This window comes from Mucilaginibacter rigui, from assembly GCF_014773275.1.
Classification (GTDB): Bacteria; Bacteroidota; Bacteroidia; order Sphingobacteriales; family Sphingobacteriaceae; genus Mucilaginibacter; species Mucilaginibacter rigui_A.
The window spans coordinates 15,711-42,173 of record NZ_JACWMW010000001.1; the positions used below are offsets into that span (position 1 = coordinate 15,711).

General features: G+C 42.8%; 23 protein-coding genes. 13 read left to right on the top strand and 10 right to left on the bottom strand.

The genetic code is table 11. The features are described 5' to 3' along the window. The first annotated feature begins 13 nt into the window (after nucleotides 1-13). From IDJ75_RS00070 to IDJ75_RS00080, 3 genes are all read left to right on the top strand, one after another. On the top strand, nucleotides 14-1,903 hold the full coding sequence (locus IDJ75_RS00070; RefSeq protein ID WP_191173586.1) for an alpha/beta hydrolase family protein: 1,890 nt from the start codon (nucleotides 14-16) through the stop codon (nucleotides 1,901-1,903). Between the two features lie 6 nt (nucleotides 1,904-1,909). After that, nucleotides 1,910-3,550 carry a sensor histidine kinase gene (locus IDJ75_RS00075; protein WP_191173587.1) on the top strand — a complete coding sequence of 547 codons (1,641 nt, stop codon included), beginning with the start codon at nucleotides 1,910-1,912 and terminating at the stop codon, nucleotides 3,548-3,550. 285 nt (nucleotides 3,551-3,835) lie between these two features. Beyond that, nucleotides 3,836-4,522: a response regulator transcription factor gene (locus IDJ75_RS00080; RefSeq protein ID WP_191173588.1), complete on the top strand. Its 687-nt coding sequence runs from the start codon at nucleotides 3,836-3,838 to the stop codon at nucleotides 4,520-4,522. 97 nt (nucleotides 4,523-4,619) lie between these two features. Here the strand turns inward: IDJ75_RS00080 and IDJ75_RS00085 are convergent, their stop codons facing one another. From IDJ75_RS00085 to IDJ75_RS00110, 6 genes are all read right to left on the bottom strand, one after another. Further along, nucleotides 4,620-5,243 (bottom strand): class I SAM-dependent methyltransferase, encoded by a 624-nt coding sequence (locus tag IDJ75_RS00085; protein WP_191173589.1) that lies wholly within the window; start codon nucleotides 5,241-5,243, stop codon nucleotides 4,620-4,622. Further along, nucleotides 5,233-6,129 (bottom strand): UbiA family prenyltransferase, encoded by an 897-nt coding sequence (locus IDJ75_RS00090; RefSeq protein WP_224746437.1) that lies wholly within the window; start codon nucleotides 6,127-6,129, stop codon nucleotides 5,233-5,235. Before IDJ75_RS00090 ends, IDJ75_RS00085 begins: the two co-directional genes overlap by 11 nt. A gap of 242 nt (nucleotides 6,130-6,371) precedes the next feature. After that, nucleotides 6,372-7,634, bottom strand: coding sequence for a metallophosphoesterase (locus IDJ75_RS00095; RefSeq protein WP_191173590.1), 1,263 nt, complete (start codon nucleotides 7,632-7,634; stop codon nucleotides 6,372-6,374). Between the two features lie 27 nt (nucleotides 7,635-7,661). Next, the gene (locus IDJ75_RS00100; protein ID WP_191173591.1) at nucleotides 7,662-9,167 is read right to left on the bottom strand and encodes a sigma 54-interacting transcriptional regulator; all 1,506 of its coding nucleotides are present in this window, start codon (nucleotides 9,165-9,167) and stop codon (nucleotides 7,662-7,664) included. Between the two features lie 88 nt (nucleotides 9,168-9,255). Next, nucleotides 9,256-10,356: a vWA domain-containing protein gene (locus IDJ75_RS00105; RefSeq protein WP_191173592.1), complete on the bottom strand. Its 1,101-nt coding sequence runs from the start codon at nucleotides 10,354-10,356 to the stop codon at nucleotides 9,256-9,258. A 106-nt stretch (nucleotides 10,357-10,462) separates the two neighbouring features. Next, on the bottom strand, nucleotides 10,463-11,347 hold the full coding sequence (locus IDJ75_RS00110) for a carbohydrate kinase family protein (protein WP_191173593.1): 885 nt from the start codon (nucleotides 11,345-11,347) through the stop codon (nucleotides 10,463-10,465). Between the two features lie 290 nt (nucleotides 11,348-11,637). Here IDJ75_RS00110 and IDJ75_RS00115 point away from each other — a divergent pair, with 290 nt between their 5' ends. Together IDJ75_RS00115 and IDJ75_RS00120 are read left to right on the top strand one after the other, a co-directional pair. Continuing rightward, nucleotides 11,638-11,973 (top strand): YybH family protein, encoded by a 336-nt coding sequence (locus IDJ75_RS00115; RefSeq protein ID WP_224746438.1) that lies wholly within the window; start codon nucleotides 11,638-11,640, stop codon nucleotides 11,971-11,973. 178 nt (nucleotides 11,974-12,151) lie between these two features. After that, entirely contained in the window at nucleotides 12,152-13,633 is a 1,482-nt protein-coding gene (locus tag IDJ75_RS00120) for a PAS domain-containing protein (RefSeq protein WP_191173595.1), read from the top strand. Nucleotides 13,634-13,664: 31 nt separating this feature from the next. Here the strand turns inward: IDJ75_RS00120 and IDJ75_RS00125 are convergent, their stop codons facing one another. From IDJ75_RS00125 to hemW, 4 genes are all read right to left on the bottom strand, one after another. Next, nucleotides 13,665-14,546, bottom strand: coding sequence for a cupin-like domain-containing protein (locus IDJ75_RS00125; RefSeq protein ID WP_191173596.1), 882 nt, complete (start codon nucleotides 14,544-14,546; stop codon nucleotides 13,665-13,667). Between the two features lie 194 nt (nucleotides 14,547-14,740). Beyond that, on the bottom strand, nucleotides 14,741-15,619 hold the full coding sequence (locus tag IDJ75_RS00130; RefSeq protein WP_191173597.1) for a cupin-like domain-containing protein: 879 nt from the start codon (nucleotides 15,617-15,619) through the stop codon (nucleotides 14,741-14,743). Nucleotides 15,620-15,770: 151 nt separating this feature from the next. Then, a complete protein-coding gene (locus IDJ75_RS00135; RefSeq protein WP_191173598.1) occupies nucleotides 15,771-16,319 on the bottom strand; it encodes a fasciclin domain-containing protein in 549 nt (182 codons plus the stop codon). Nucleotides 16,320-16,499: 180 nt separating this feature from the next. After that, complete coding sequence (hemW, locus tag IDJ75_RS00140; RefSeq protein WP_191173599.1) at nucleotides 16,500-17,621, bottom strand: radical SAM family heme chaperone HemW; 1,122 nt, start codon at nucleotides 17,619-17,621, stop codon at nucleotides 16,500-16,502. 169 nt (nucleotides 17,622-17,790) lie between these two features. Here hemW and IDJ75_RS00145 point away from each other — a divergent pair, with 169 nt between their 5' ends. The 8 genes from IDJ75_RS00145 to porN all read left to right on the top strand — a co-directional run bounded on the left by IDJ75_RS00145 (nucleotide 17,791) and on the right by porN (nucleotide 26,355). Next, nucleotides 17,791-18,771, top strand: a complete 981-nt coding sequence (locus IDJ75_RS00145) for a hypothetical protein (protein WP_191173600.1) — start codon at nucleotides 17,791-17,793, stop codon at nucleotides 18,769-18,771. 307 nt (nucleotides 18,772-19,078) lie between these two features. After that, nucleotides 19,079-19,528, top strand: coding sequence for a DUF1569 domain-containing protein (locus IDJ75_RS00150; protein ID WP_224746439.1), 450 nt, complete (start codon nucleotides 19,079-19,081; stop codon nucleotides 19,526-19,528). A gap of 87 nt (nucleotides 19,529-19,615) precedes the next feature. Then, nucleotides 19,616-20,602 carry a DUF4271 domain-containing protein gene (locus tag IDJ75_RS00155; protein ID WP_191173601.1) on the top strand — a complete coding sequence of 329 codons (987 nt, stop codon included), beginning with the start codon at nucleotides 19,616-19,618 and terminating at the stop codon, nucleotides 20,600-20,602. A 9-nt stretch (nucleotides 20,603-20,611) separates the two neighbouring features. Beyond that, complete coding sequence (locus tag IDJ75_RS00160) at nucleotides 20,612-21,376, top strand: uroporphyrinogen-III synthase (protein WP_191173602.1); 765 nt, start codon at nucleotides 20,612-20,614, stop codon at nucleotides 21,374-21,376. Between the two features lie 255 nt (nucleotides 21,377-21,631). Further along, on the top strand, nucleotides 21,632-22,957 hold the full coding sequence (gene porK, locus IDJ75_RS00165) for a T9SS ring complex lipoprotein PorK/GldK (RefSeq protein WP_191173603.1): 1,326 nt from the start codon (nucleotides 21,632-21,634) through the stop codon (nucleotides 22,955-22,957). Between the two features lie 46 nt (nucleotides 22,958-23,003). Further along, nucleotides 23,004-23,810 carry a type IX secretion system motor protein PorL/GldL gene (gene porL, locus IDJ75_RS00170; RefSeq protein WP_191173604.1) on the top strand — a complete coding sequence of 269 codons (807 nt, stop codon included), beginning with the start codon at nucleotides 23,004-23,006 and terminating at the stop codon, nucleotides 23,808-23,810. A gap of 39 nt (nucleotides 23,811-23,849) precedes the next feature. Beyond that, nucleotides 23,850-25,367: a type IX secretion system motor protein PorM/GldM gene (porM, locus tag IDJ75_RS00175; protein WP_191173605.1), complete on the top strand. Its 1,518-nt coding sequence runs from the start codon at nucleotides 23,850-23,852 to the stop codon at nucleotides 25,365-25,367. A 7-nt stretch (nucleotides 25,368-25,374) separates the two neighbouring features. Then, nucleotides 25,375-26,355, top strand: a complete 981-nt coding sequence (gene porN, locus IDJ75_RS00180) for a type IX secretion system ring subunit PorN/GldN (protein WP_191173606.1) — start codon at nucleotides 25,375-25,377, stop codon at nucleotides 26,353-26,355. The last annotated feature ends 108 nt before the right edge of the window (nucleotides 26,356-26,463 follow it).

Below are 26,463 nucleotides of genomic sequence, written 5' to 3' on the forward strand. Positions count from 1 at the left end.
TAGGATAAACCAAATGCAGGGTCGTTTAAGATCATTTTTGTTCGTAGCTTTTATACTTGTTTTTTGCGCCTGCAAACAAAACCAAGTAAGGCAAATACCTGTAAGTGACTTTTTTAAGACACCCGAGAAAAGCTTTTTCAAAATCTCGCCCGATGGCAAATACATCTCTTATTTAAAGCCTTATAAAGATAAACAAAATATATACATAAGGTCGTTAGCTACCGGCGCTGAGCAAATGGCAACCAATTTTACCGATTATTCGGTACGTGACTACTCCTGGACGTTTAACAACCAGATAGTTTTTACGCAGGATATTATTGCGGTGGATGAATTCAGGATCTATACGCTTGATGTAGCTACATTAAAGGTGAAAAGCCTGGTTAACCTGGAGAAGGCGCGCATCCGTATACTGAACCGTAACCGCATGCAGCCCGATGTAATAACCGTGGCCATGAACAAACGCGACCCGGTTAACTTTGATGTGTACCGTTTAAATGTTAAAAACGGCGAACTAAAGCCTTATTTGCTTAACCCCGGCAATATCACCAAATGGTACCCTGATGCCAATGGTAACATCCGCCTGGTTAAGGTATCTGACGGGGTTAACGAGAGTATCCTGTATCGCGCAAACGATAAAGTGCCGTTTAAATCTATCATCAAAAATAATTTTAATGACAGGGTAGAGCCGATTGCTTTTACAGGCGTTAAGAACGATTTTTATGCCCTATCAAACGTTAACCGCGATAAAACCGCACTTATAGAGATAAACGCCGAAACCGGTAAGGAGGCAAAGGTTGTATATGCCAGTGATAAGGCCGATATACTGGGTGTTGATTATTCAAAAGGCAAACACCGCTTAGAGCTTGTGGCATGGGAAGAAGCCAAACCACAGAAGCATTTTTTGGATAATGATATAGCAAAACTTTACAAAAACCTTTCGGGTAAGATAAAAGGCAACGCCGTAGATATTGTTGACCGGGACAGCACCGAGAACAAGTTTATTATAGTTAGCTCTACCGATAAGAACCCCGGTTCGTACTACTTATATGAGCGGGGCGGCGATAAGCTTACCAAACTTGCCGATATTAACCCTGAAATAAAACCCGAAGAGCTTTGCGATATGCAACCCATATCATTTAAAGCCAGCGATGGGATGACGATAAACGGCTATCTGACCATCCCGCAAGGGAAAGAAAGAAGGAACCTGCCGGTTGTAGTGATGCCGCACGACGGGATATGGGGCCGTAACTCATGGGATTATGATGCCGAGGTGCAGTTTCTGGCCAACAGGGGGTATGCGGTGTTCCAGGTAAATTTCCGTGGCTCTGCCGGGTATGGTAAAGCATTCCGTACGGCAGGCTTTAAGCAGGTAGGCGGCAAAATACAGCAGGATATTACTGATGGTGTAAAATGGCTTATTGCCAATAAAATAGCCAACCCCAAAAAGATAGCCATTTTTGGCGGTGGTTTTGGCGGGTTCTCGGCTTTGTACGGTGTGTCATTCCACCCCGAAATGTATAATTGCGCGATTGTTAAATACGGACTGATCAACTTTTTCACCTACTTAAAAGATGCACCGCCATTTTTTAAACCCTATTTAAAAATGACCTACGAGATGGTGGGCAACCCCGAGACCGACGCCGACCAGCTACGGGCCATATCGCCGGTTTTTCATACTGATAAAATAAAAAGCCCGTTGCTGATATTCCAGGGTGCTAAAGACCCCCGGGCCAATATCAGTGAGCTTAACCAGTTTGTGCGCGAATTGAATAAACGCAATGTGCCGGTAATATACCGCCTTAAAGAAAATGAACGCGCTTATTTTAAAAGCGAACATAACCGTATGGAAATGTACGCCGAGATAGAAACCTTCCTGAGCAACAATATGCAGGTTAAACCCTAACCTGTTATGAAAGCGCAGAAAAATCTATACCGCAAAAATTTTTCGCTGATAACCGCATTCCTGGTGCTGATAACGGTGAGCCTTGTTATCGCGATTGTTATATCATATAACCTTACTGCCAAATATGTAGAGAACGAGTTTGCCTCTAAAAAAATAGAGGTGCTTGATCAAACGGTTAAGCCTTATTACGATTTCTTTCAGTTAAAGATCCCCGAGATTACCTCATACCAGGGTTTCCTGGATTCGGCATCGGCGGCAAACTATTCGGCTACGGTTTTTAAAAGTTACCCGTTTGTGCGCAAGGTGTTGTTTTATGATATCCAGATTGGTAACCCCTCGTCTAAAAAGCTTGCCAATAAACAAGGCATCTCTGTAAAAACAGTTTACCAGTATAAGCCTAAGCATGGCAGTGTAAAGGGGTATAAAGATTCTGTTTGGGCAAATGATGTTGATTTTAAAGACATGGCGATGAAGCTGAGTAACTTTATCAGCGTAGCAGATACCTCGCGCCTGCCCACGCAGGACGAGATCTTCCGTACTTTTTATAACGTTACGCCCGATAAAATAAGTTACCTCAATATCCCCCGCCGCGAAGATATCCGCATCTATCAGTCGCTGTTAAAAAAAGGTGATACCAAAGCCTTTTATAAACAAAACATGCTTACCTTTTTGCTGGATGCACATCAGCTTAAAGTTAAAAACACCCACCCCGAGCTGTACCAGCAGGTTACCATACAGCCCGTAGTGTACGATCCGCTTGATGTGGAAGGTGATCGTAAGGTGACCGAGGCCGCGTTAACCGGTGCTTTTTCAAACTTTAAGCTGTATTTTATTTCAACAAACCAGCATCTTACCAAAGAGATTGACAGGCGTTTTTTGCCCATATGCGCTATTGTATTGCTTATTTACTTTTTTTTGGTGCTAATAAGCTGGCTTATATACCGCAACCTAAACATTAACCTAAAGGTGTTTAAGCTGCAGTACGATTTTATAAACAACTTTACCCATGAGTTTAAAACCCCGGTGAGTGTTATAAAAATTGCTGGCTCGAACCTTAAAGGCGATGCCGAACTAAGCGAACGCCAGCGCCGCCATTACGGTAAAATACTGGATGAGGAGGCCGACAAGCTGAACGACCTGATGAACAAGCTGCTCAGTTTTACTCAGTTGGAAAACCGCTCTATTACAGTAAAGCGCGAGGAAATAAACCTGCAGCAATTTGTAAAAGGGTATATTGATACCTTTAAGATAAAATACCCCGATTTTAAGCTTGACTTTAATATTGAGAATGTAAATAAGTTTTATAGCGACCCGGTACTGTTGGGTAGCGTGTTCCAGAATTTGATGGAGAACGCCTACAAATATTCGCACCCGGGTAAAAAAGAATTATTTATAAATATTAAGCCCGAAAAACGCAATATTGTATTTTCATTTGCCGATAAAGGCATAGGCATGGCCCGGTATGAGCAAGGCGATGTATTTAAAAAGTTTTACCGAATAGAGAACCAGTACAACCAAAATGGGAGCGTAGGCCTGGGCCTTGCTTTTTGTAAAGAACTGGTTAACTTTATGGACGGGGAAATAGACGTTACCAGCAAGCTTAATGTAGGGTCAACGTTTATTGTTACCTTGCCTTTAGGGCATTAGCAATATTAGGGGCGTATTTTGCAAATGGGTAGCCCCGATGGGGCATAAAAATATTAATGGGGGTATTCTACAAAGCGATAGTCTCTACGGGACATGAAACAAGTAGTAATTACTTTGTAGAAACAACCGCTATGTCGCATCAAATAAGTACTTTGTTGCTGCATAAGAGTTAGTTTATGGCAAACAAACAAGCAGTTGATTTGCTCCGTAGGAACTACCGCTTTGTAGATAAAACAAAAACACAATTCATTTGCTCCGTAGGTGCAAAACATATTGATTAAGATAATGAACAAAGAAATTAAAATAGCACTGGTTGAGGACGATGAGAACTTAAGGTTTTTAGTGGCCGAACGCTTGCAAAGTGAAGGTTACAAAGTTTTAGAAAGCAATAACGGCGAAGAAGCCGAAAGCATGATACTGGCCGAGCAGCCAGATATTGTACTGCTTGACTGGATGCTGCCCGGCAAACAAGGCAGCGAAGTATGCAGCAACCTGCGCGAAAAAGGTTTTGATAAGCTGGTTATTATGATGACCGCCAAAGCCCAGGATATTGATAAAATAGGCGCCTACAACTTTGGTGTGAGCGATTATATAACCAAGCCCTTTAACATGGATGTGCTGGTAGCGATGATTGACAGCAAGATCAAATTCTCGCTAAATAACGAGCGGGCCGAATCGCATAAGTTTGGGAATATGGAGCACCTGCCCAACACTCACCTGCTGATACGCGATGGCCGCAAAACCGAGCTGACTATTTTAGAGAACCGTATACTACTATACTTTCTTAAGAACAAAAACAAGGTTATAAACCGCGAAGAACTGATGATGGAGGTTTGGGGCTACAACGCCGATGTAAACACCCGTACGTTGGATATGCACATCGTTCGCCTGCGTAAAAAGATAGAGAACAACCCCGATTCGCCAACCTACCTGCAAACAGTTAGGGGCATAGGGTATAAGTTTGTTTATTAGAGATTCCATTTGTCATTGCGAGCGATAGCGTAGCAATCTCAGCATATCCGCATGCTTATAAGGTTGCCACGCTATCGCTCGCAATGACAGGTTATTTTTAAACCGGCTTTTTGTAAACTTTACTCGCCACAAAATCTCCAAAGAAAGTTTTCTCCTCAGTAACCTCATATCCAAATTTGCTAAACTGTTTCCCTACATCAGGCAATCGCCATGCGGGTACGCCGCAAAGCACTTTAAAAAACAGCAGCATACTTTTCAGCATCAGATATTGCCACCATTTGCCGGTAAGCTGAAAATCCGTATTTAACCACAAGCCGGTGGGTTTTAAGGTTTGATGGATGTGTTGAAATACGCCGGGCAGGTAATCTTCCGTAAAGTTATCGAAAAGAAAAGGGGTTATCGCCACATCAAAATCTACAGGCAAGCCTGCATCTTCAATTGCCTTGTTTATAAATTCAATATGATTATTGCCGATGTTTCTTTTACGGGAAAGCCACATCATCTTGGCCGAGATCTCTACGTAAGTAAGACTTAAACCATCCGGATGCAACTTGGTTATCTCATCAAGCAGCCAGCCGGTACCGCCGCCAACTATTAAAACTTTTGCGTTTTTAGGGATGCGTGGTAAAAGCCATATTTGCGCGTTAACCAAAGCTTTGCCAAATACCAGCCGCGAAAGCTTATCATAAAAGGGGGCCGAGTTATCGTAATTAGCCGGCATAACTGTTGCCTAAAACAAGGCGGAAACCTACCAGTATCACGTACTGTAATATCAATACACCATCCATATAAAAGAAGTAGTAGTATTCATTCTTCTCCCATTTTGATTTAAATATCAGCCAGCCCATAAGTATGGCAGTTGTGGTAAGCCCCCAAAAATCCAGACTAAAACCATTGTTCCTGAAAAGGAATAGCAGCACAATATAACCCGCCAGCAGCACCTGGCAAAACAGGTATGCATTCTTTTCGCCCCATGCAACCGGGATGGTTCTAAGGCCAGCCTGGCGGTCGCTAAACAGATCGCGGATATCAAAGGGAATGGCAAGCGCGAATATAAACAGGAAACGCTTGGCTATCATGATGGTAATATCCCGCATGGAAATATCTGCCAGGTGCAAATCCTGCGCCTCCAATACGGGCAGCAGTACGCAGCTCATGGTCCAAACCAAAGCGATGAGGAAGGTTTTTAAGCCGGGTATATTGCGGAGGCCAAACTTTTGCTCGCCTACACTAAATATAGGCAGGCTATAACAAAATGAAAGAACAGAAAGGAATATGAGCAATATGCGCGATTCCATCGACAGTAAAAAGAACAATGGGATAAGCGATAACAGCGAGATCATGGTAAAGGTTACCATTAACCGGTAATGAGCAAAAAACCAGCGTACACGTTTATAGGGCGATCTCTCGGGATGCTTTGGTTTACTAAGCAGGATACTAAAATTGTAAATACCCAGTGTTGAGGTGAACAGCAACCCGGTAACAGTATAAACCGGTTTTGAACCGATAATGTGAAAAGTAACCAACGCTTGTGCCACTGCACATAACGACATGAATATGTTACTGAAAAGCAAAAAATCAAGCGCGCTTTGGAAGGCTTTTTTCATCGGTTTTGCTAAAATACGGCAATAGGAATAAAAATAAACAATTATTTTTTATCGTTGCTAAGATTGAAAGCAGTGGGGCTCGTGCGATCCCTTCCTTGGGGAAGGAGGAGGTAGGGGTTATGATATTGCAATCGGCAGTAGCTTGTACAACCCCTCCCTGCCACTACGCAAACCAACCGCGCCCCTCCCTGGGGAGGGAATAATAGAAAACCTCAAACGCTTGTCATCCTTGCTTATATTAATTAAGCTTTAAACGCCGGGTCTTCCCCTGCTTTTAAAGTAAACATCGTAATCTCCGGCAATATTCCAATCCGGCCGGGGTATGCTAAAAACCCATAGCCAACATTAACATAGATCTGCTGGTGTTTTTCGCGGTATAAACCGGCCCATTCCTGGTAAACATATTCTATCGGGCTCCATTGAAAATCATCAGTACGTACGCCAAACTGCATTCCATGGGTATGGCCGCTAAACATCACATCTATCTGCGGATATTTCGGGATAACCTCGGCCCGCCAGTGCGATGGATCGTGCGAGAGTAATAGTTTTACTGGCAGGTCGTCTGTATTTACAACGGCTTTTTCCATTTTGCCATATTTGGGGAAACGGCTCATTTCGCCCCAGTTACCTATACCCAGGATGCCCAATTCATCGTTGCCAACTTTTACACGGCGGTGCTCATCAATCAACAGGTCCCAGCCAAGGGTTTTGTGGGCCTGTATCATATCGGCAAAATTCCTGTCTTTATCGGCAGGGGTAGGCCATTGGCCGTAGTCGCCGTAATCGTGATTGCCAAGTATAGAATAAACCCCGTGCGGCGCACGCACTTTTTTAAATACATCAACCACACGGTTCACCTCTGATGTTTGCCCGTTCACCAGATCGCCGGTAAAAAATATCACATCGGCCTTTTGGTTCATCAGCATATCAACACCGCCATGCATATCATGCACGCTATGGAAACTGCCCGAGTGGATATCAGAGATCTGCCCTATGCGCATCCCATCAAAAGCTTTTGGCAGGTTGGGCAGGTAAAGGGTTACATTTTTTAGCTGATAATCATACAAGCCTTTAGACATGTTGTGCTTAATGAGGTAAAGCGGCACAGCACCCGCCAGTATCCCGGCTTTCATCAAAAACTCCGACCGTGGGATGGCTTTGAAAGTAGCGGGAGCCGCATTAGTTGCAGGTTTTTTATTTTTACGGAATAGGTAAACAATAAACCGGCGTAGGTCATCCACGGCTATAAACAGCGCGTAAAACAGCTTAAATATAAACGTAATGAAAAACAGGAACAGGAAGGCACCGCGGGCACCTACCGACATTTTGCTGTATATACCCAGCAATAAAACGGCTATTAAAAATACCGCGCCAAACCAATACAAACCCAAAAACCACTTTTTACGCGTAAACTTAAACGCGGTGTTTATGCCCCTTAACAGGTAATAATCAAGCGCTAAAAGTACAAGTGGTACCAGGATAAGGTATAGGGCGTTTCCCTGCATGAGGTGTTAAGCTGGTGAATAATTGCGTTAGTAACGGTCGTCAATGTCAAGGTCGTCTTCATCGGGCTCTAAATTAAACAAGCTGTTAAACATATCCGAAAAAGCGAAACCATTATCCAAAAAACCTTTATTCAGTTGCGAAAACTCGGCTAACCCGTGCAAAATAAACTCCATTAACAGTAATTGCTGGTTCTCGCTTAACCGCGGATGGAATTTTTTAACCACATCCTTTAATCCCGGTACGGCGTTCAGCGATTTTTTATAATCTACTAACGAAAGGTCATCTACCAGCGATAGCGTGTTGCCATCACTAAACCAGTTAACGATATCGGCATAAGGGTTTGGCGCTTTTGCTTTCTTGGCCTTTTCCGGGTCGGGGAAAAATTGCAGCAGTAATGTTTTTATGGCTTTACCGATAAGGATATTGGCCACTTTGCCGGGGCCTTCCAGTTCGCCTTCGTAAACCAGCTCTATTTTACCGGTGATGGCCGGGATAACGCCTAAAAAGTCGGAAATGCGGACGAAGGTAGTAGCCTCGCCATTAATGATCATCCGGCGCTCGGCATTGCTAATCAGGTTCTCGTATGACGAGATGGTTAAACGTGCCGAAACCCCCGATTTTTTATCGATGTATTCGGAGTTACGCGCTTCAAAGGCAATTTGCTCTACCATATCTTTTACCAAACCATCGGCTTCGATATTGGCCCGTTGTTCAGCACTTAAAAGAGCTTCCTGCTGGGTAATTTTGCGTGAGATCTCTACCGTGCGCGGGTAGTGCGTCAATATCTGGCTTTCTATACGGTCCTTCAACGGCGTAACTATAGAACCACGGTTGGTATAATCCTCGGGGTTGGCGGTAAACACAAACTGGATATCCAATGGCAGGCGTAGTTTAAACCCACGGATCTGGATGTCGCGCTCCTGTAAAATATTGAACAATGATACCTGGATGCGGGCCTGAAGATCGGGCAATTCGTTTATTACAAAAATGCCCCTGTGTGCACGTGGTATCAAACCAAAATGGATAACCCGCTCGTCAGAGTAGGTCAGTTTCATGGTGGCTGCCTTTATCGGGTCAACATCACCAATTAAATCGGCTACGGTAACATCGGGTGTAGCCAGTTTTTCGGTATAGCGTTCGCTGCGATGGATCCAGCCGATAGGGGTATCGTCGCCCTTGCTTTCAACCGTGCTGTGGCCATACCAGCTGATAGGTGCCAAAGGGTCATCAAACAATTCAGATCCTTCTATATATGGCACGTACTCGTCAAGCAGGTTTACCAGCAGGCGGGCAATACGCGTTTTTGCCTGGCCGCGTAAGCCCAGCAGTAAAATGTTGTGGCGCGACAGGATAGCGGTTTGCAGGTCGGGGATAACGGTATCCTCAAAACCGATGATACCTTCAAAACCCCCTTCTTTTTTTTGCAGTTGTGTAATCAGGTTAGCCCTCAGCTCATCCTTAACCGAACGGCTTTTGTAACCTGCCTTTTTAAGCTCGCCGAGTGTTTTTATATCTAATAGGTATTTGCTCATTTCTTATTCTTGATTTCACCGATTTTTGTGATTTACCGATGATTAATTAATGATTTTTGTCTTGATTCTTGACTCTTGTTTCTTGAATCTATCTAACGTTTTTTCTTCTGTTTTTGGCGTAATCTTCAAAAATGTATTCGCCCAGGTTGTTTAGCGAGCTGTAGAACGCCTTGCCGCCGTTTGTTTCGGTAAACTGGCGTACAAACTGCTGCAGGTAGGGATCTTTTGCTATCATAAACGTGGTGATAGGTATTTTTAGCCTTTTACACTGCGCGGCCATGTTAAGCGTTTTGTTTACCACTTTCCTATCCAGCCCTATACTGTTTTTATAATACTTGGTGCCCTCCTTTAAGCAGGTGGGTTTACCATCGGTTATCATAAAAATTTGCTTGTTGTGCGTTTTACGGCGGCGCAGCAAATCGGTAGCCAGTTCAAGGCCTGCATAAGTGTTGGTGTGGTAGGGGCCAACCTGCAGGTAAGGCAAATCCTGTAGCGTAATAGGCCAGGCATCGTTACCAAAAACCACAATGTCCAAAGTATCTTTAGGGTACTTGGTGCGGATAAGCTCGGCCAACGCCATAGCCACTTTTTTGGCCGGGGTTATCCTGTCTTCGCCGTAAAGTATCATGGAGTGCGATATATCGATCATCAGCACCGTGCTGGTGAGGGTTTTGTAATCCATTTCCTCTACTTCCAGGTCGCGCTCGGTCATCATAAAATCGCCGCCTATGCCATGGTTAACCTGCGCATTCTGGATGGATTGCGTCATGTCTATCTGGTCAAGGCTGTCGCCAAACTCAAATTCGCGGCGTTCGGCATTTTTTTCATCGCCCTGCCCGCTTTGCGGCGAACGGTGGTTGCCCTTGCCCGATTTTTTTAACTTCCCGAAAATTTCTTCTAACGCCGCCTGGCGGATGCTTTGTTCGGCCTTGGCTGTAATATTGAACTCGCCGCTTTGGTTATCCTCGTTCAGGTAACCTTTTTGCTTTAGCTCATCAATAAAATCGCCCATGCCGTAATCGTCATTGGTAATGTTGTATTGCTTATCTAATTCGTTAAGCCATGCCAATGCCTCCCCGGCATCACCGGCGGTATAGTTCAACAATTCCAGGAATAACTTTAGTAATTCTTCAAATCCGCCCTTAGGGATCTGGTTTGGTTTAAACTGTGAAAATCCAAAACCACGCATATTTTACCCTTTCTTGAGTATAAAGTAACGCATTATTCAGTTCAAAAGTTTTAAACCACGCTATTTAAACGCAATTGTTAACTAAGCATGACAATAGGGCCCGGCTTTACACCAAACTTTTCTTGATACGGCCAATTTCATCGCGGTTGTAAACCGGGTTGGCGCCACGCTGGCTGGTTACATAAGCACCAATAGCGCATGAGTTAAGCAATATTTTAGGGATGGGGTTATTAGCTATAATACCTGCCACAAAGGTGGCCAGGAATGCATCGCCTGCACCAACGGTATCGGCAACATCAACGCAGAAACCCGGATGCTCAAAAAACTCATAATCGTGCCAGATGATAGCACCCTGATCGCCACGGGTTACGCAGATGGTTTTAGTATGATACTTTTTCTGAAACTCGGTGATCTTGCTTTTAAGATCGTTACTACCGCCGCCAATAAGCAGGTCGGCTTCTTCCTCGTTCATTTTAATAACGCTGGCGCGGGCAGCAAGTGTTTCTATAGTTGCCAGCGTGTAATGTGGGTGGCGCAGGTTTACATCAAATATTTTGATGGCGTCTATCTCATCCAGCAGGTTTAGCAAAGTATCGTGCGTTTCTTTTTCACGACAGGCCAGGCTGCCAAAAACAATGATAGACGAGCGTTTTGCTGCTTCTATCAGGTTTTTGTCAAGGTGGATCTTATCCCATGAAACAGGCTGGGGGATAATATAGGTAGCCTGGTTTTTGTCGTCAAGCTCAACCGTAACCTCGCAGGTAGGCAGGGTGTTATCGCGCTGTATGAGGGAGGAGTATAAGCCGTTGTTTTTCAGGAAATCAACCAGTTCATTACCCGATGCGTCGTTACCAACACGGCTGGCAAAAACTACATCTACATGCTGCTGCACCAGGTGCCTTGCAACATTCATTGGCGCGCCGCCGGCTTTTTTTTCATCGCCGAAGGCATCCCATAAAACTTCTCCAAAACACAGTACCCTGTTTTTCATATATAGTGGAACGCTTAAAGGCTGTAAAGCTATAAAGGATTTATGGTAAACAATGTTAAATTTATAATAAATGACCACACGATTTGTTAACAATTGTTTAACAATGAGTTGGGTTTTATTTTGTGCAAAGGCGCCAGGAAATAAAGTAGGTATTGCGTCTTTGCGTGAAATATCTTTAATTGTGATTAGATTGATATATTTATGCTATGAAAAAGCTTATCCTCTCTTGCATGTTGCTTCTTATATCTTGTGTATGCTTTTCACAGGATAGGGAAGCTATTATAAAACTTATGCGCAACCAGCAAACTGCCTGGAGCAACGGCGATATAGATGGTTTTATGCAAGGCTACTGGAAATCAGACTCGTTGATGTTCATTGGCAAGCGGGGGCCAACCTACGGGTGGCAGCAAACGTTTGATAACTACAAAAAGGGTTACCCCGATAAAGCCGCTATGGGTAAGTTAACCTTCAGGATAGATAAGGTAGAGCTGTTAGGCAAACGTGACGCCTTTGTAATGGGCGCCTGGAGCCTTGCCCGCGAAAAGGATGCACCGGGTGGTTACTTTACGCTATGGTTCAGAAAGATAAACGGGGAGTGGAAGATAGTTTGCGACCACACCTCCTGAGGTTTGAGATGCTGATAGAAGACTATAGATAGATATTATTTTGCCGTCTTATACTAAATATCGCTTCCTTATATCGATTTGAAATGTTAGTTTTTCATTTTGGCAGATTGACTCATCGTTTTTAAATTATATAAAAAATCCTTATATTTAGTAACATTTTTGTTAAACTATACGGCAAATGAAAAACAACCCGGAGCAGTTATACACCCTGTTACAATCTATGGAAGGAGTAGTATGGCAAGCAGATGCGGGGATGCAGAAGTTTACCTTTATTAGCGGCCGTGTACAACATATAACAGGTTTTTCAGCAGAAGACTGGCTTAACAAACCGGGTTTTTGGGAAACACGCGTATATCCGGAAGACCTGCATGTGATAAATGACTATCGGGAGTTAAAAGATGGGGGTGTTAAAAGCCGTACGCTGGAGTACCGCATAATACGGGCCGATGGCCAGGTCATCTGGATAAAAGATAATGTTTCGCTGCTCGGGTGTGATAATGGTATATGCCTGTTAGGGGGTATTATGCTGGATAATACTGTTGCCGAAAAGTTAAAGGCGATTGAACGCCTGGAACGCGACGTACTTAAGCTCAATTCAGATATTACCGTACCTCTTAATAACGTGCTGTTTAACTATTTGCAGGGACTGGAATCGCTTTTTCCGCAAATGCAATGCTCTATTCACAGGATAGAAAACGGGCGTATGGTAAACGGAGTATCACCTTCGCTGCCTGTTGAGTATATGAACGGGATTACAGGCGTGCCTGTAGGCGAGGATGAGGGTTCATGCGGATCAGCAGCGGCAAGCGGGCAACAGGTTATTGTAAGTGATATAGCAACTGATGATAGGTGGGCGAAGTACAGGTCTTTGGCCCTAAGCCATCAATTGAGGGCCTGCTGGTCAAACCCGGTGATAGATGCTGATGGTGAAGTGATGGCTACGCTGGCCATGTATTACCAGGAAACCAAAACCCCCACAGGCGAAGAACTGCAGGTGATGGAAAAGGCCACAGCCCTGTTGCGGATAATTATGGAGAACCGCGGGAAGACAGAGATCATCAGCGAAACCAATTTGCTGATGCTACAGAGCCAGGAGCTGGCACACTTTGGCAACTGGCGCTGGGATGTGCAACAGGATATTGTTAGCTGGTCGCCCACGCTGTATATCATCTATGGCCTTAACCCGCAAGATTTTAAGGCGACGTTTGCAGGTTACCAGGCACTGCTGCACCCCGAAGACCGGGCCCGTGTACGCCACATCATTGAAAACGTTTTGCAAAGTGGGGAAGGCGCCGAGTTTGAGGAAAAGATTATTCGGCCAAACGGAGATATACGCTACTTGCGCTCATGGGCTAAGTTGAAAACGGATGCGCAGGGTGCTCCTGTAGAAATGATCGGCGCCTGTTTGGATATTACCGAAACAGTTATCCAGATGCAGGCTATTGAGCAACAAAACCGAAAATTATTGGAGATTGCCTGGATGCAATCACATATGATCCGCTCACCGCTAACCCGAATTATGGCGCTGGTTGAATTAATAAAAGATGCACGCGACAGTGACCCCGAAAAAGGCGAGTTGCTGAACCACTTGTTAACTTCTGCGCATGAACTTGATGAACAGGTAAAGCGTATTAATAAAAAAGCAGAACAAACCAATTAAGGCCGTTCTGCGTACGTGTGTTCTTATCGTACTAATACGGTTTGCCCGCTGCCAGTTCCCTGTTTGCCCATTTAATTGCAAGATCTTCGCGATACCGGGCATATTTTTCTTTAAAAGCCATTTTAAGCAAACTGTCTATACCTCCTTTTACAGCCAAATTATATACGCTGGCAGCTTTACGGGTGATAGAAGCATCCCAGGCGCGTAAGCTTAAAGAGTACGAGCCATCTATATATTTCATCCAATGCCAGTAGCCGGTAGGCATAAATAAGGTATCGCCATGCTCTAAAAACACTTCGGTGCCTTCCACGCCATCAAGGGCCGGAAATTTTTTGGTGTCGGGGTTTAACACATCATAATCTTCTAAAGCGTAAGTAGCGTTAGGGATACAGTATAAACGGCGTTTCCATTTATTCTCGAATAATATTACATGCTTACGGCCGCCAAAGTGTGTGTGGAATATATGCGGAAGGTCGATATCGTAATGTAAAAAGGTAACCGAGTTCGATCCACCAAAAAACATAGAAGGCATGCTCTCCAGGAAACCGCCCATCAAATCTTTCGGGAATACGATGTCATCCAGCAGTTGCGGCGCTTGCTTAAATATGTTAAAGAAAAATATACGCAGCTCGGTAGGCTGTGATTTTATCAGGTCGATGTATTCATCAAAAGGCATTTCTGCTGCTGATGAGTTGATAGGTTTTGACGGATCGGCTTTTGAGTTATCGTACAAAGGCACTACCTTTTTGCCAACCACTTCTTTCAGGTATTCGGGCGTCCATTTATCGCGGGCGGGCCAGCTTTTGGTCATGCCTTTAATAACCAGGGGGCGGCGCGGATCAAGGTAGTTTTTCTTGAAATCCTCCGGACTTATATTCTCAACTGTATCTATGGGGTGTAGTATAAAGCTCATGTTTGGATATTATCGGATTTATAAAAATAGTATTGTTTGGACGCTACTATTATCCGAAAGTTATCAAAATAACAAAATAAAAAGCAGAAGTAGATATTAACAATTTGTTATCTGTTTTGTAAATAGGCTCGGGGTAGCGCCTATTTACAGGCAAAATGTTGTAGGGGCGGCAATATCCAGTGCAAAATTTGGTGCTATGGCTTGCCTGCCGCAAGTGCCTTACCGGCACGTTTTACGGCAAGTTTTTCTTTCCAGTTCATGTAACTGGTTTTAAAATTCTTTTTCATTATGTCATCAAATTTGCGCTGTATGGTAAGGTTATACAAGCTTTTTGCCTTAATCCCCCATGAACTGTCCCAGGCACGCAACGATATAGAGAAAGATCCATCCAGGTACTTCATCCAATGCCAGTAACCTGTTGGCATAAACAGGGTGTCGCCATGCTCTAAAATAGCTTCCTGCCCTTCAATTCCGTCTAAAGCCGGGAATTTTTTAAAGTCGGGGTTTTCAATATCATAATCCTCCAGGGCGTAGGTTGCAAAGGGGATCTTGTACAGGCGCTCGCTCCATTTATTCTCAAAAAGTATTACGTGTTTGCGGCCGTTAAAGTGGGTATGAAAAATATGCGCCAGGTCTATATCATAATGCAAAAAAGTAACCGAGCCTTTACCGCCAAAAAACATGTTGGGGTATTTATCCAAAAAACCGCCCATCAGATCGGTCGGCGATCGGTAATCATCCAGCAATTTTGGTGCATGCTTTATAGGGTCAAACAGGAATATACGCAGGTCAGTTGGCTGGGTTTGTATCAGGTCAATATAGTCACCAAACTTCATTTCGGCTGCTGATGCGTTAATTGGCTTGGCGGGGTCGGCTTTCGAGCTGTTGTACAAAGGCACAGTTTTATCACCCACGGCTTCCTTCAGGTAATCAAAGGTCCACTTTTGCAGGGCGGGCCAGCTTTGTGTAGCCTTGCGTATAATAAGCGGTTTGCGTGGCTTTAAGTAATTGTTGATAAAATCCTCTTTAGTGATATGACCAACTGTGTCTATCGGGGTAAGGGACAAGCTCATGTTACGGTATCTCCTTGAAAATAACTACAAAAATAAATTATTGCTACAAAAGCAATATTTAAAACACCAATTTTGATATTTTTTTGACAAAAAAGTAAGCCCGGCGCTTTTGCAACCGGGCTTTTGTTTTTAATTAATTAGGTAGGATGATTTAGTTAGGCATTAACACTGCATTTACCACATGTATAACACCGTTGCTTTGGTTAACATCGGCTATGGTTACCCAGCTTTTGCCGCCTTTTTCGTCAACCAAATAAATTTTACCACCTTTTACCATGGCTTTTAAAACGCCACCGCTAACAGTTTTTAGTTCGGCGGTACCGTTACCGGCTTTAATTTTGGCCATTAATTGTGCAGCGCTCCATTTACCGCTAACTACGTGGTAAGTTAAAATTTTGGTAAGGGTTGCTTTGTTCTCTGGTTTTAATAAGGTTTCAACAGTCCCTTTTGGCAGTTTATCAAAGGCCGCATTGGTGGGTGCAAACACAGTGAACGGGCCGGCCGACTCTAAAGTTTCTACCAGGCCAGCTTGTTTAACAGCTGCAACCAGTGTGGTATGGTCTTTTGAGTTTACGGCATTTTCAACAATGTTTTTTGTTGGGTACATGGCTGCGCCGCCTACCATTTTTGTTTGTGCATTTGCGTTAGGGGCAATTGCAATAGCTGCTAATGCAAACGCCGCGATAATTAATTTTTTCATGTTTTTTAAGGTGTGTTATTTGAAAGAAGATACGCCGTAATTTTAATCGCGGTTTTTAAAGGCGGGCATAATTCCAACAACAAAAAGCTATAACATGGTTGCATGGCATTTACTTATCCCGGCATTGCTACGTCCGGTGCTTCTCTACATTGTGTGGAAAGTGTGAAGAGAAATAAATGTTTAAAAGAATAACCCTGCGGCAACATTGTCGGCATAGAGCTTTCCGCGTGCCGTAAGGGTAATGATGTTGTTGTTTTGGGCGATGCTGCCATCTTCAAAATATTGCCTGGCGGTTTTTAAAATTTCGGTTGATGCGCCCGGGGCGATGTTGTTAAGCTTATCCAGATCAAGCCCCCAGATGGTACGGAGCGAGGTCATGATGTATTCGTTCAGCCGGTTGGTTTCGGTAAGTACCTCAATTTCGGCAGGGATAGTGTTTTCTGTTAAGCTTTTAATGTACCTGGCATTATTGGCTATGTTCCACTGGCGTGTATCGCCGTTAAAGGAATGCGCAGATGGGCCTATGCCCAGGTATTGTATGCCACGCCAATAATTAGAGTTATGGCGCGAATACTGGCCGGGCTTGCAAAAGTTCGAGATCTCGTATTGTTCAAAACCGTTGCTTTGCATAGCATCCAGCATTATATTAAACTGATTGGCGCTTTGGCCTTCGTTCATGGGGGGCTGTTTTTTTTTGCTGATGAAGGCAGCCAGCGCGGTTTGCGGCTCAACTGTCATGCTGTAGGCCGATACATGGGGTATGCCCAGCTCAAAAACTTTATTGAGGTTATGTTTCCATTTTATATCTGTAAGCAGGGGGTAGCCATATATCAGGTCGACGGTTATGTTTTCGAACCCTGCATCCTGCGCGCGTTTAACAGATGCTTCGGCCTCGTTGGCGCGGTGTACGCGGTTCATCCATTGCAAATCATCATCAAAAAACGATTGGATACCTATACTGAAGCGGTTTACCGGTGTATGCCTGAAAGCATTTATCTTTTGGCGGTCAAGGTCGTCGGGGTTGGCTTCCAGCGTTATCTCGGCATCTGACGTAACGGTATGGATCCCGGTAATGGTATTGATGATGCGGATGATCTCATCAGCAGACAGTACCGATGGTGTGCCACCGCCAAAGTATATAGTTTGGATGGTTTCGCCGTTCAGGTAATTTTTTTGCAGGGTTATTTCCTGTATAAGCGCCTGCACCATCTCGTCTTTATACTTAGCAGATGTACTGAAATGGAAGTCGCAGTAATGGCAGGCTTGCTTGCAAAAAGGGATGTGAATATAAATACCGGCCATTGGGGATTCTTGAACTGCAAAAGTAAGATAAGGATTGTTTAAATGGAAGGAGAGTTATTTCTTGTTAAAATACCTGTCCGAACAAAGGAAGGATCATAGATTATACTGCAAATTATGTGTTTCCAAATTTTTTAAGATTATGTACATTGCTTAACTAAAACTTTATTAAGTGAAAAGGCAAATCATTACAGCAAACTTTATACAAACAATATGTTGGGAAGGGGACCTGATAGTCGATTGGTCTTCTGGAAGAAAATATTCTCTGGACGGTAAAGAAAAACAATTTGGAGTCCATTGGGGATGGGGTGACAGTGTCATTAATTCATCGGACGGAAAATATATTTTTATTTACAAAAAATTAGGCACAAAAGGCCTTATAATCAAAAATGGAGAGCTCTTAAGAGAAATCAATCGCCCATATTATTGCTCCAATGCCTTTGAATTTCCTGCAGCTTTTATAACGGTAGAAAATAGAACCTATTTAATTCATTGCCCAATTGCCTATAATCAGTTGGACTTCGAAGACGTCGAAACAGGAGAGATAATTACCAATATAGACAATAGAAAGCCAATAGATAGATTTCATTCGAGATTGGAAATTAGCCCCGATGGAAGATGGTTGATGAGTAAAGGATGGGTGTGGCATCCCTTAGATATGATTATGGTTTTTGATATAAAGAAGTGTCTCGTAAATCCTCAGCTGTTAGACGAACCCCGGCTTTATCCTAACGTAAACGTAGAGGTTTGCACGGCAAGTTTCGTCGACGAAAATATAGTCGTTATTGGTTCATCGGATGTGGTTTTGGACGAAGAGGAGGTTGGTGATTTACCACCCAAGCATATTTGTTTATGGAATTTAAGAACAGATAAACTTTCAAAACCAGTTGCGATAAAAGAAAACTTCGGCAATTTATTTGCTATCAACTCTAATTGTGCATGGGATTTGTTTGATTTTCCGAAAATAATTAATCTCAATACCGGAGAAATTATAGAACAAAACGAGGAAATTAATAGCGGTAAACAGAATTCGTCTATTATAGATAATACAGATTCCTTCCCCTCAATAATTTTTAATAAAAAAACCGGTCAAATTGCAATAAAGGCCAATGAGAAAATTGAGCTTTTGACCCCGGGTGATCATCCTGTATAGTTAATCAGGACGGGGCACAGAGTCGAACCGATGACCTCTGCATCCGATATAATCTGGTCGTTATTTTGATAACTGTCGTAAAATCCTTTGTTACTTATTTGTTACTTTAGATTGTAACTATTTGTAAATCAAAGCAAAATTTAATACCGGCCATGAAGTGCAAAGGTATGGCAATTTTAGAGATTTATAAATAAAGATGATCTATCTGTAAGATGTAACTTTTGTCGCATTTGCCCCCATAAATTGGCACACTAACCACCCTGTTTATTTTGTGCGAAGCTATAAGTTTGCTTAACTTACTAATAAAATGATGAAAACCATATTCGACAAAATAACAAGGGACGAGTTAATTAACCGCATTAATATGCTTAATGAGGATAAGAGCCCCGAATGGGGTAAAATGAATGCATATCAAATGATAAAACATTGCGCTGTTTATGAGAATATGATGCTTGGCAAAATGCCATTTAAAAGAGTATTTCTTGGCTATATATTCGGTAAAATGGCTTTAAGGAGTTTAATTAAGGATGAATCGCCTTTAAAAAAGAATATGCCAACGGTTCCAAGCTTTATTATAAATGAAACTACCGGCGATATTTCCACCGCCAAAAAGGACTGGATAGATTTGATTAAGCAATACGGCCATTATTCTAACCTGGAAATCACGCATCCTTTTTTCGGGAAAATTAACAAAGAGCAAATTGGTTATTTGGTTTATAAACATACCGACCATCACCTAAAGCAATTTAACGGTTAGGTATAAGTGAAAGCTTTAAAGTAATATCATAAGTTTGCATAAGCCGGTATAAATAAGGTAAATTTGCGCCTTATACGGGTTTTATACATGCGCTGGATACTTTGCTTTTTATTTATGGTGCTCATGGGTTGTACGGCAGCCCATGCGCAGGCAGATACCACGGCGCAGGTAACCGATAGCATTCGGCCCAAACCACGCTTCAGGGGGCCGTTACCTTTTCTTGATTCGGTGGCACGTGCCACGGCAGCAAGGGAAAGATTCGTATCAGATTCGTTAGCAAAAGTTTTTGTTTTGGCACCCGATGCTGATCGCCGTAATGCATTTGTAGACAGTATTTTAAATGCAAATGCTTACAAAGGCGATCATTATCTTAGTCTTTCGGCAAAGTCAAAAATAAAGCAGGGATACGGTCGCAGCCGCCCATCAAGGGATGTGTGGGTTATTGCTATAGTTATCATATTGCTATTGTTTACAGCTGTGCTCAATATCTGGTCAAGCAAGGATATGAGTAACGTTTTCCAATCATTTTATAACCGCAGAACCATTAGCCAGGCAGGCAAAGAGGATAGCCCTATTAACGTGTGGACATTCATCGGTCTGTTCCTTTTATTTGGCTTTACCTGCGGTCTTTTTTTATACCTGCTTACCACCGGTTACTATAAAGTTTATTACACCATTGGCGGGTTACAGCTTTTTATAACTCTTTCATTTGTAATAATTGCCCTGTTTGCCAGTAAGTTTCTGGTATTAAAGTTTTTAGGGTTTGTGTTTGATATTAATAAATTAGTAAGCGAATATATATCGGCGCTATCACTTACTTATTTTAATATTACCTTTGTTTTTTTGCCCGTGGCGCTGTGCTTCAGCTTAATAGCCGATAAATTTATTCCCTTTTTGCTAGCTGTTACCCTGCTGCTTGTGGTGGTGATTTTTATATGGCAGTACCTCAGAAGTAGTGTAAGTATCATTTCTAATTTTCGATTTCATAAATTTTATTTATTTATCTATCTTTGTGCCCTCGAAATTTGCCCAATATTAATACTAATTAAGGCGCTTAATATTGGATTTAGGTAGAACGAACGTATGGCATTGGAAGATAGAAAGAAAAAGGTTAAGAGCATTTTAGTTACACTGCCCAAACCTGAAAATGACAAAAACCCCTACGCCGAATTGGCCAAAAAGCTTAATTTGAAAATTGACTTTAGGTCTTTTATTCATGTTGAAGGGGTGCCTGCCAAGGATTTTCGTAAGGAAAAAATTAACCTGGCTGATTTTACCGCAGTGATTTTCACCAGCCGTAACTCTGCCGATCATTTTTTCCGTATTTGCGAAGAAATGCGTTTTGAAGTGCCTGTAGAAATGAAATACTTCTGCCTTTCAGAAACTATTGCCCTTTATCTTCAAAAATATATCCAATACCGCAAGCGCAAGATATTTTTTGGCAAACAAACCGCTGCCGACCTGGCCGAGGTATTGAAAAAGCATTCTGCTGAAAAATTCCTTTACCCTTGCTCTGATGTAGCTGCCGAAGAAACCCAAAAGTTTTTGCTTGATAACGGCTATGATTTTACCCCTGCGGTATTGTTCCGTACGGTTTGCAGCGATCTGAGCGATCTGGCCGAGGTTTTTTATGATGTTATCGCCTTCTTTAGCCCTTCAAGTATCCAGTCATTATACAAGAACTTTCCTGATTTTAAGCAGAATAACACACGTATCGCGGCTTTTGGGGCAACTACCCACAAAGCGGTACTGGATGCCGGTTTAATTTTAGATATTCCGGCCCCTACGCCAGCCGCCCCTTCTATGACGATGGCTATCGATCAGTATGTTAAACAGGCTAATAAATAAATCAATATAACTGTTGCCTTGCCGCAACATTCCTTATTATTTCACGTATAACGGTGAAAGTATTTATGTAATAACGAAATATTTTTACCATCCGGCTGATTTTTATACCAGTAGAGAAAAGCGTTATTTTAACTGATAAAGTCGTTTATTGGATTTAAAAAACATTTTTTCGGTTTGGTTTAAAGTAAAAGTGATATATTCGGAGGTGCGTTCTGTTGTATAAATTGATAGCATATTACTGATTTTGGATACAAAATGAAACAAATATACTTTACAATAATAGTTTTGGCCGGTACTATCTTAACCGGTTGTGGTATAGGCGGTGGCGGCGGGGCAGGCGGCGAGGTTACGGGAGTAAGGCAGCGTTCGTTCAGGGCTACTACGCCGTTAAACATGGTTTATATTAAAGGCGGTACGTTTTTAATGGGCCAAACAGACCAGGATGTAACCTTTGCACAAACATCACAGGTAAGGCAGGTAACTGTTCCCCCTTTCTTTATGGATGAAACGGAGATATCAAACAGCAAGTACAAGCAGTTTGTATTTTGGGTACGCGATTCAATAGCCATCAGTAATTACTTAAACGATCCAAAATATTACCTGCAACCCAAAAAAGGTACAGCTGCCGATCCAAACGGCCGAAAATACATCAACTGGGATTATGTTGCAAAGAATGGTGTTTTTAGTACCCGTGGTAAAAACGCATCTGCCAATCAGCAAAAGCTGCAGGGGATGTACTACCAGGGCGATGACAGGGTATTTGACCGTAACGAAATTGATGTACGCATGTTAAAATACAACTACGCGTTGTTCACCCTGCGCGATGCATCAAACTATCGTAACGATAAAACAAAAAAACGTTCAGACTTTATTTTACGCGATACAGTAGCCGTTTACCCGGATACACTTGTATGGCTTAATGATTTTTCGTACGCGGCCAACGAGCCTATGGTTGAAGGTTATTTTTCGCATCCGGCATACCGTAACTACCCTGTTGTGGGGGTTACCTGGCGCCAGGCAAGGGCTTTTGCCGCATGGCGCACCCGCTTAAGCGATGGTTATAAAGATAAACGCAAATTACCACACAACTCGCCATATGCGTTACCAAATGATGCCGAGTTTGAATATGCTGCCCGCGGTGGCAGGGTGGGTACCGATTACCCCTGGGGCGGCCCATACATTAAAAATGCAAAAGGTTGTTTAATGGCCAACTTTAAGCCTGGGCGTGGTAACTATACAGATGATGGCGGTGCATATACCGTTAATGTACGCTCATATTTCCCTAACGATTATGGTTTGTACAACATGGCTGGTAACGTAGCCGAGTGGACATCATCAGCCTATGACGAATCGGCCTCTACGTTTGTGCATGACCTTGCACCAACATTTAATTACGAAGCTAAAGCAAGCGACCCTGAAGTAATGAAACGCAAAGTTGTACGTGGCGGTTCATGGAAAGATATCGGTTACTTCCTTCAAAACTCTACCCGTACCTTTGAATACCAGGATACGGCAAAATCTTACATCGGCTTCCGTTGCGTATCAGAATACCTGGGCCGTGACATCAAAGACAAACGCTAAATAAAACAAAAAACTAATTATACAATAATCACACTTACTAAAGTTTATGGCTGGGAAAAAGAAACCTTACGGAATAGGTAATATAGTATCATGGGGAGCTACAATCGTTATTATAGGTTTGCTGTTTAAAATACAACACTGGCCTTATGGCGGTACGTTTATCTCAATAGGGTTATTAGCAGAAGCTGCCCTGTTTTTCATACTTGGTTTTCAAAGGGAAGAGAAAGAAATTGACTGGGTACGTGTATATCCCGAACTCAGCGAAGAATTTTCAGGCGAATTGCCAAAGGCATCAGCAAGGCCCGCAGTAGCACAAGGCAATTTTTCTAACACAGCTGCACTGGATAAAATGCTGGAAGATGCTAAAATTGGCCCTGAGCTGATTAGCAGCCTGGGCGAAGGTTTACGCACTTTTGGCGATAAGGTTAACAGCATATCAAGGGTTACCGATGCAGGTGATGCTACTTTAGCTTTTACCAATAAGGTAAAACAAGCTACAGCAAGCTACGATAATCTGAGTGTTTCTTTTGAAAAGGCATCAGCTAATTTGAATGAAATGGCTAACACCAATGTAGATTCAAAGGCATATCATGATCAGGTAACTAACCTGGCTAAAAACCTGTCTTCATTAAACGCGGTGTACGAGCTGGAGCTTCAGGATTCAAGCGCGCATTTAAAAGCTATGAACAGCTTCTACAAAAACCTGTCATTAACGATGAATAACTTTAACGAATCATTAGATGACTCAAAACAGTTTAAAGAAGAAGTTGGCCGTTTAGCTAAAAACCTTGCATCGTTAAATGCGATATATGGTAATATGCTAACAGCAATGAACCAACCCCGGGTTAACTAATCATATTTAATCAAACCATCAACAGAATAAATATACAGCATGGCCGGAGGTAAAGAAACCCCAAGACAGCGGATGATCGGTATATTGTACCTGGTGCTTTTAGGGCTTATTGCGCTAAACGTTCCGGACAGTTTATTGGACTCGTTCAAGAATATTACAAGAAGTTTAGATGCATCAAGAACCAATGTTACAACCAGCCTGACAACTACTTACAGTGCGTTTGAAGCTACCAAGTTAAAAGAACAGCCTGAAAAGGCCGCGATGTTGTTGGCGAAAGCTAAAGATGCAAGTAAGATAGCTAATGAGTTAAACTCATACATTGAAGAGATAAAAGCAGAGCTGATAAAAAAAGGCGGCGGCATAAACCCCGAGCTGGATGATGTGAATGCAAGGGAAAGCCTTGATATATCGTCAGAGGTGATGATAAATGATAAAAAAGCCGACATTTTAAAAGAAAAAATAGAATCGACCAAAACCAAACTGTTAAACCTTTTAGGTAAGGACGCACAGGGTGTTAATTTTTCACTTAACGCTAATGATCTTCCATCACGCCCCGGTTATACGAAAAAAACCTGGCAACAAGCCTATTTTGGTGAAGGCATACCTTTAGGTGCTGCCTTAACTACATTGGCCAAAATACAGGCTGATAATAAGAACGCTGAAAATGAAGTTGTTAAAAGGATATTAGGTAAGGTAGACCAGGCACAGGTAACGCTTAACCAGTTCAAAGCGGTAGCGGTTGCACCAACAAGCTATGTTTTATCGGGCCAGCAATATAAAGCCGAAATATTTTTGACCGCTTACGATCAAAACTCAAACCCTACTATTACGGTAGGTGGCTCGGCAGTGCCAACATCTAATGGCGTTGGTACATACACCACAACTGCAAGCGGCGAAGGCTTACGTACCTGGACAGGCCAGCTATTGGTTAAACAGGTTGATGGCCCGCCAAAGGCTTATACTGTAACCGGCAGCTACATGGTAGCAAAACCATCAGCAGTAGTATCTCCGGATAAGATGAACGTACTTTATATAGGCATACCAAACCCTATTTCGGTTTCTGCGCCGGGGGTTCCTAAAGAAGCCATTAAGGTAAGCATGAGCGGTGGTTCGGTAAGTGGTTCAAACGGCCATTATACGGCTACTGTAAGTAGCCCGGGTACTGCTAAAGTTACGGTATTAGGAGATAAAGGCATGGTGTTAGGAACATCAGAATTCCGTGTAAAACGTATCCCTGATCCTAAAGCGATGTTTGCTGGTAAAAGTGGTGGTAAAACCAGCGCGGCAAATATCCGTGCACAGGACAGACTTTTTGCCAAACTGGATAATTTTGAATTTGATGCCAAATTTAACGTTACCAGGTTTAATTTAATCATAATTAAGCCGCGCCAGGATGCAGCTACTTTTACTACAACCGGTGGTGAACTGTCAGGAGCTATGCGTGCGGCGATGAACGGTGTAACGCCGGGAACCACAGTTGTATTCCAGGATATTATCGCTGTTGGCCCGGATGGTACACAACGCGGACTTGACCCGATCATCATATCGGCTAATTAATAAAGTTATGAAAACAAGATTTTTGATTATTGTACTTTGCCTGGCTTGCAGTGCTTCTTTTGCGCAAAGGAAAAGATCAACAAAAGCTAAGCCAACCACAACTAACCAAAACCCGGTTACGTTAAGGGTTAACCCTAATAAGCAGGTTGCCGGCGCTAACAGTGCTGCTAATGCGGGCCTACAGGGTGTTGATACAACAAAGAAAAAAGCTTTTGACCGACCATTGGATGGTTATTATAAAAAGAACAATATACTTAGTGCTAAGGTAACCCCTTATGCTAACCTGCGCGAAGCCGACGTAATGTTTGCTAAACGTATTTGGCGTGAAATTGACCTGCGCGAAAAGATGAACCAATACCTGGCATCACCAAAAGGCAGGTTAATTGATGTACTGATGGCTGCAATTGATGCCGGTGAATTAACGGCTTACGATCCGGCATCTACTAAAGATGACCCGGGAGGTGATAAATTTACCCAGCCTTTGGCGGCAGGGCAAGCCCGTGCCCGTATGGCTGATAGCTCGGTAGTTGATAAATTTGATAAGGATGGTAACAAAATAGGTTCATCGGTACAAGCTGGTGAGTTTAACCCGGATAGTGTTATTAAGTTCCGCATTAAAGAAGATTGGGTATTTGATAAACAGCGCTCTATTTTTGAACCACGTATTGTGGGTATTGCTCCACTTTATAAACCTAAAGCAGGTGGTTTAGATCTTGATTATCAACCCGCATTCTGGATCAATTTTCAGGAAGCAAGGCAGGTACTGGCTGTGCATGAGGCAGTAAGCCGTAATAACGATGCAACCGGTTTGAGTTTTGACGATTGCTTTGTGAAGCGTCTATTCACCAGTTATATTGTAAAACAATCAAACGATAAAGACGAGCGCATCCGCGATTACGCGCAGGGTATTGATAAACTGTACGAAGCCGACAGGATAAAGAAAACCTTGATGGATTACGAATTTAACCTTTGGAAATACGGCGAATAATAATCCGTTTAAAATTATCAAAGCCCGTTTGCATTTGCATACGGGCTTTTTTTATAGTCCTGTACACCCGCGTCATTGCCATGCTATCGCTCGCAATGACGCGGTTGA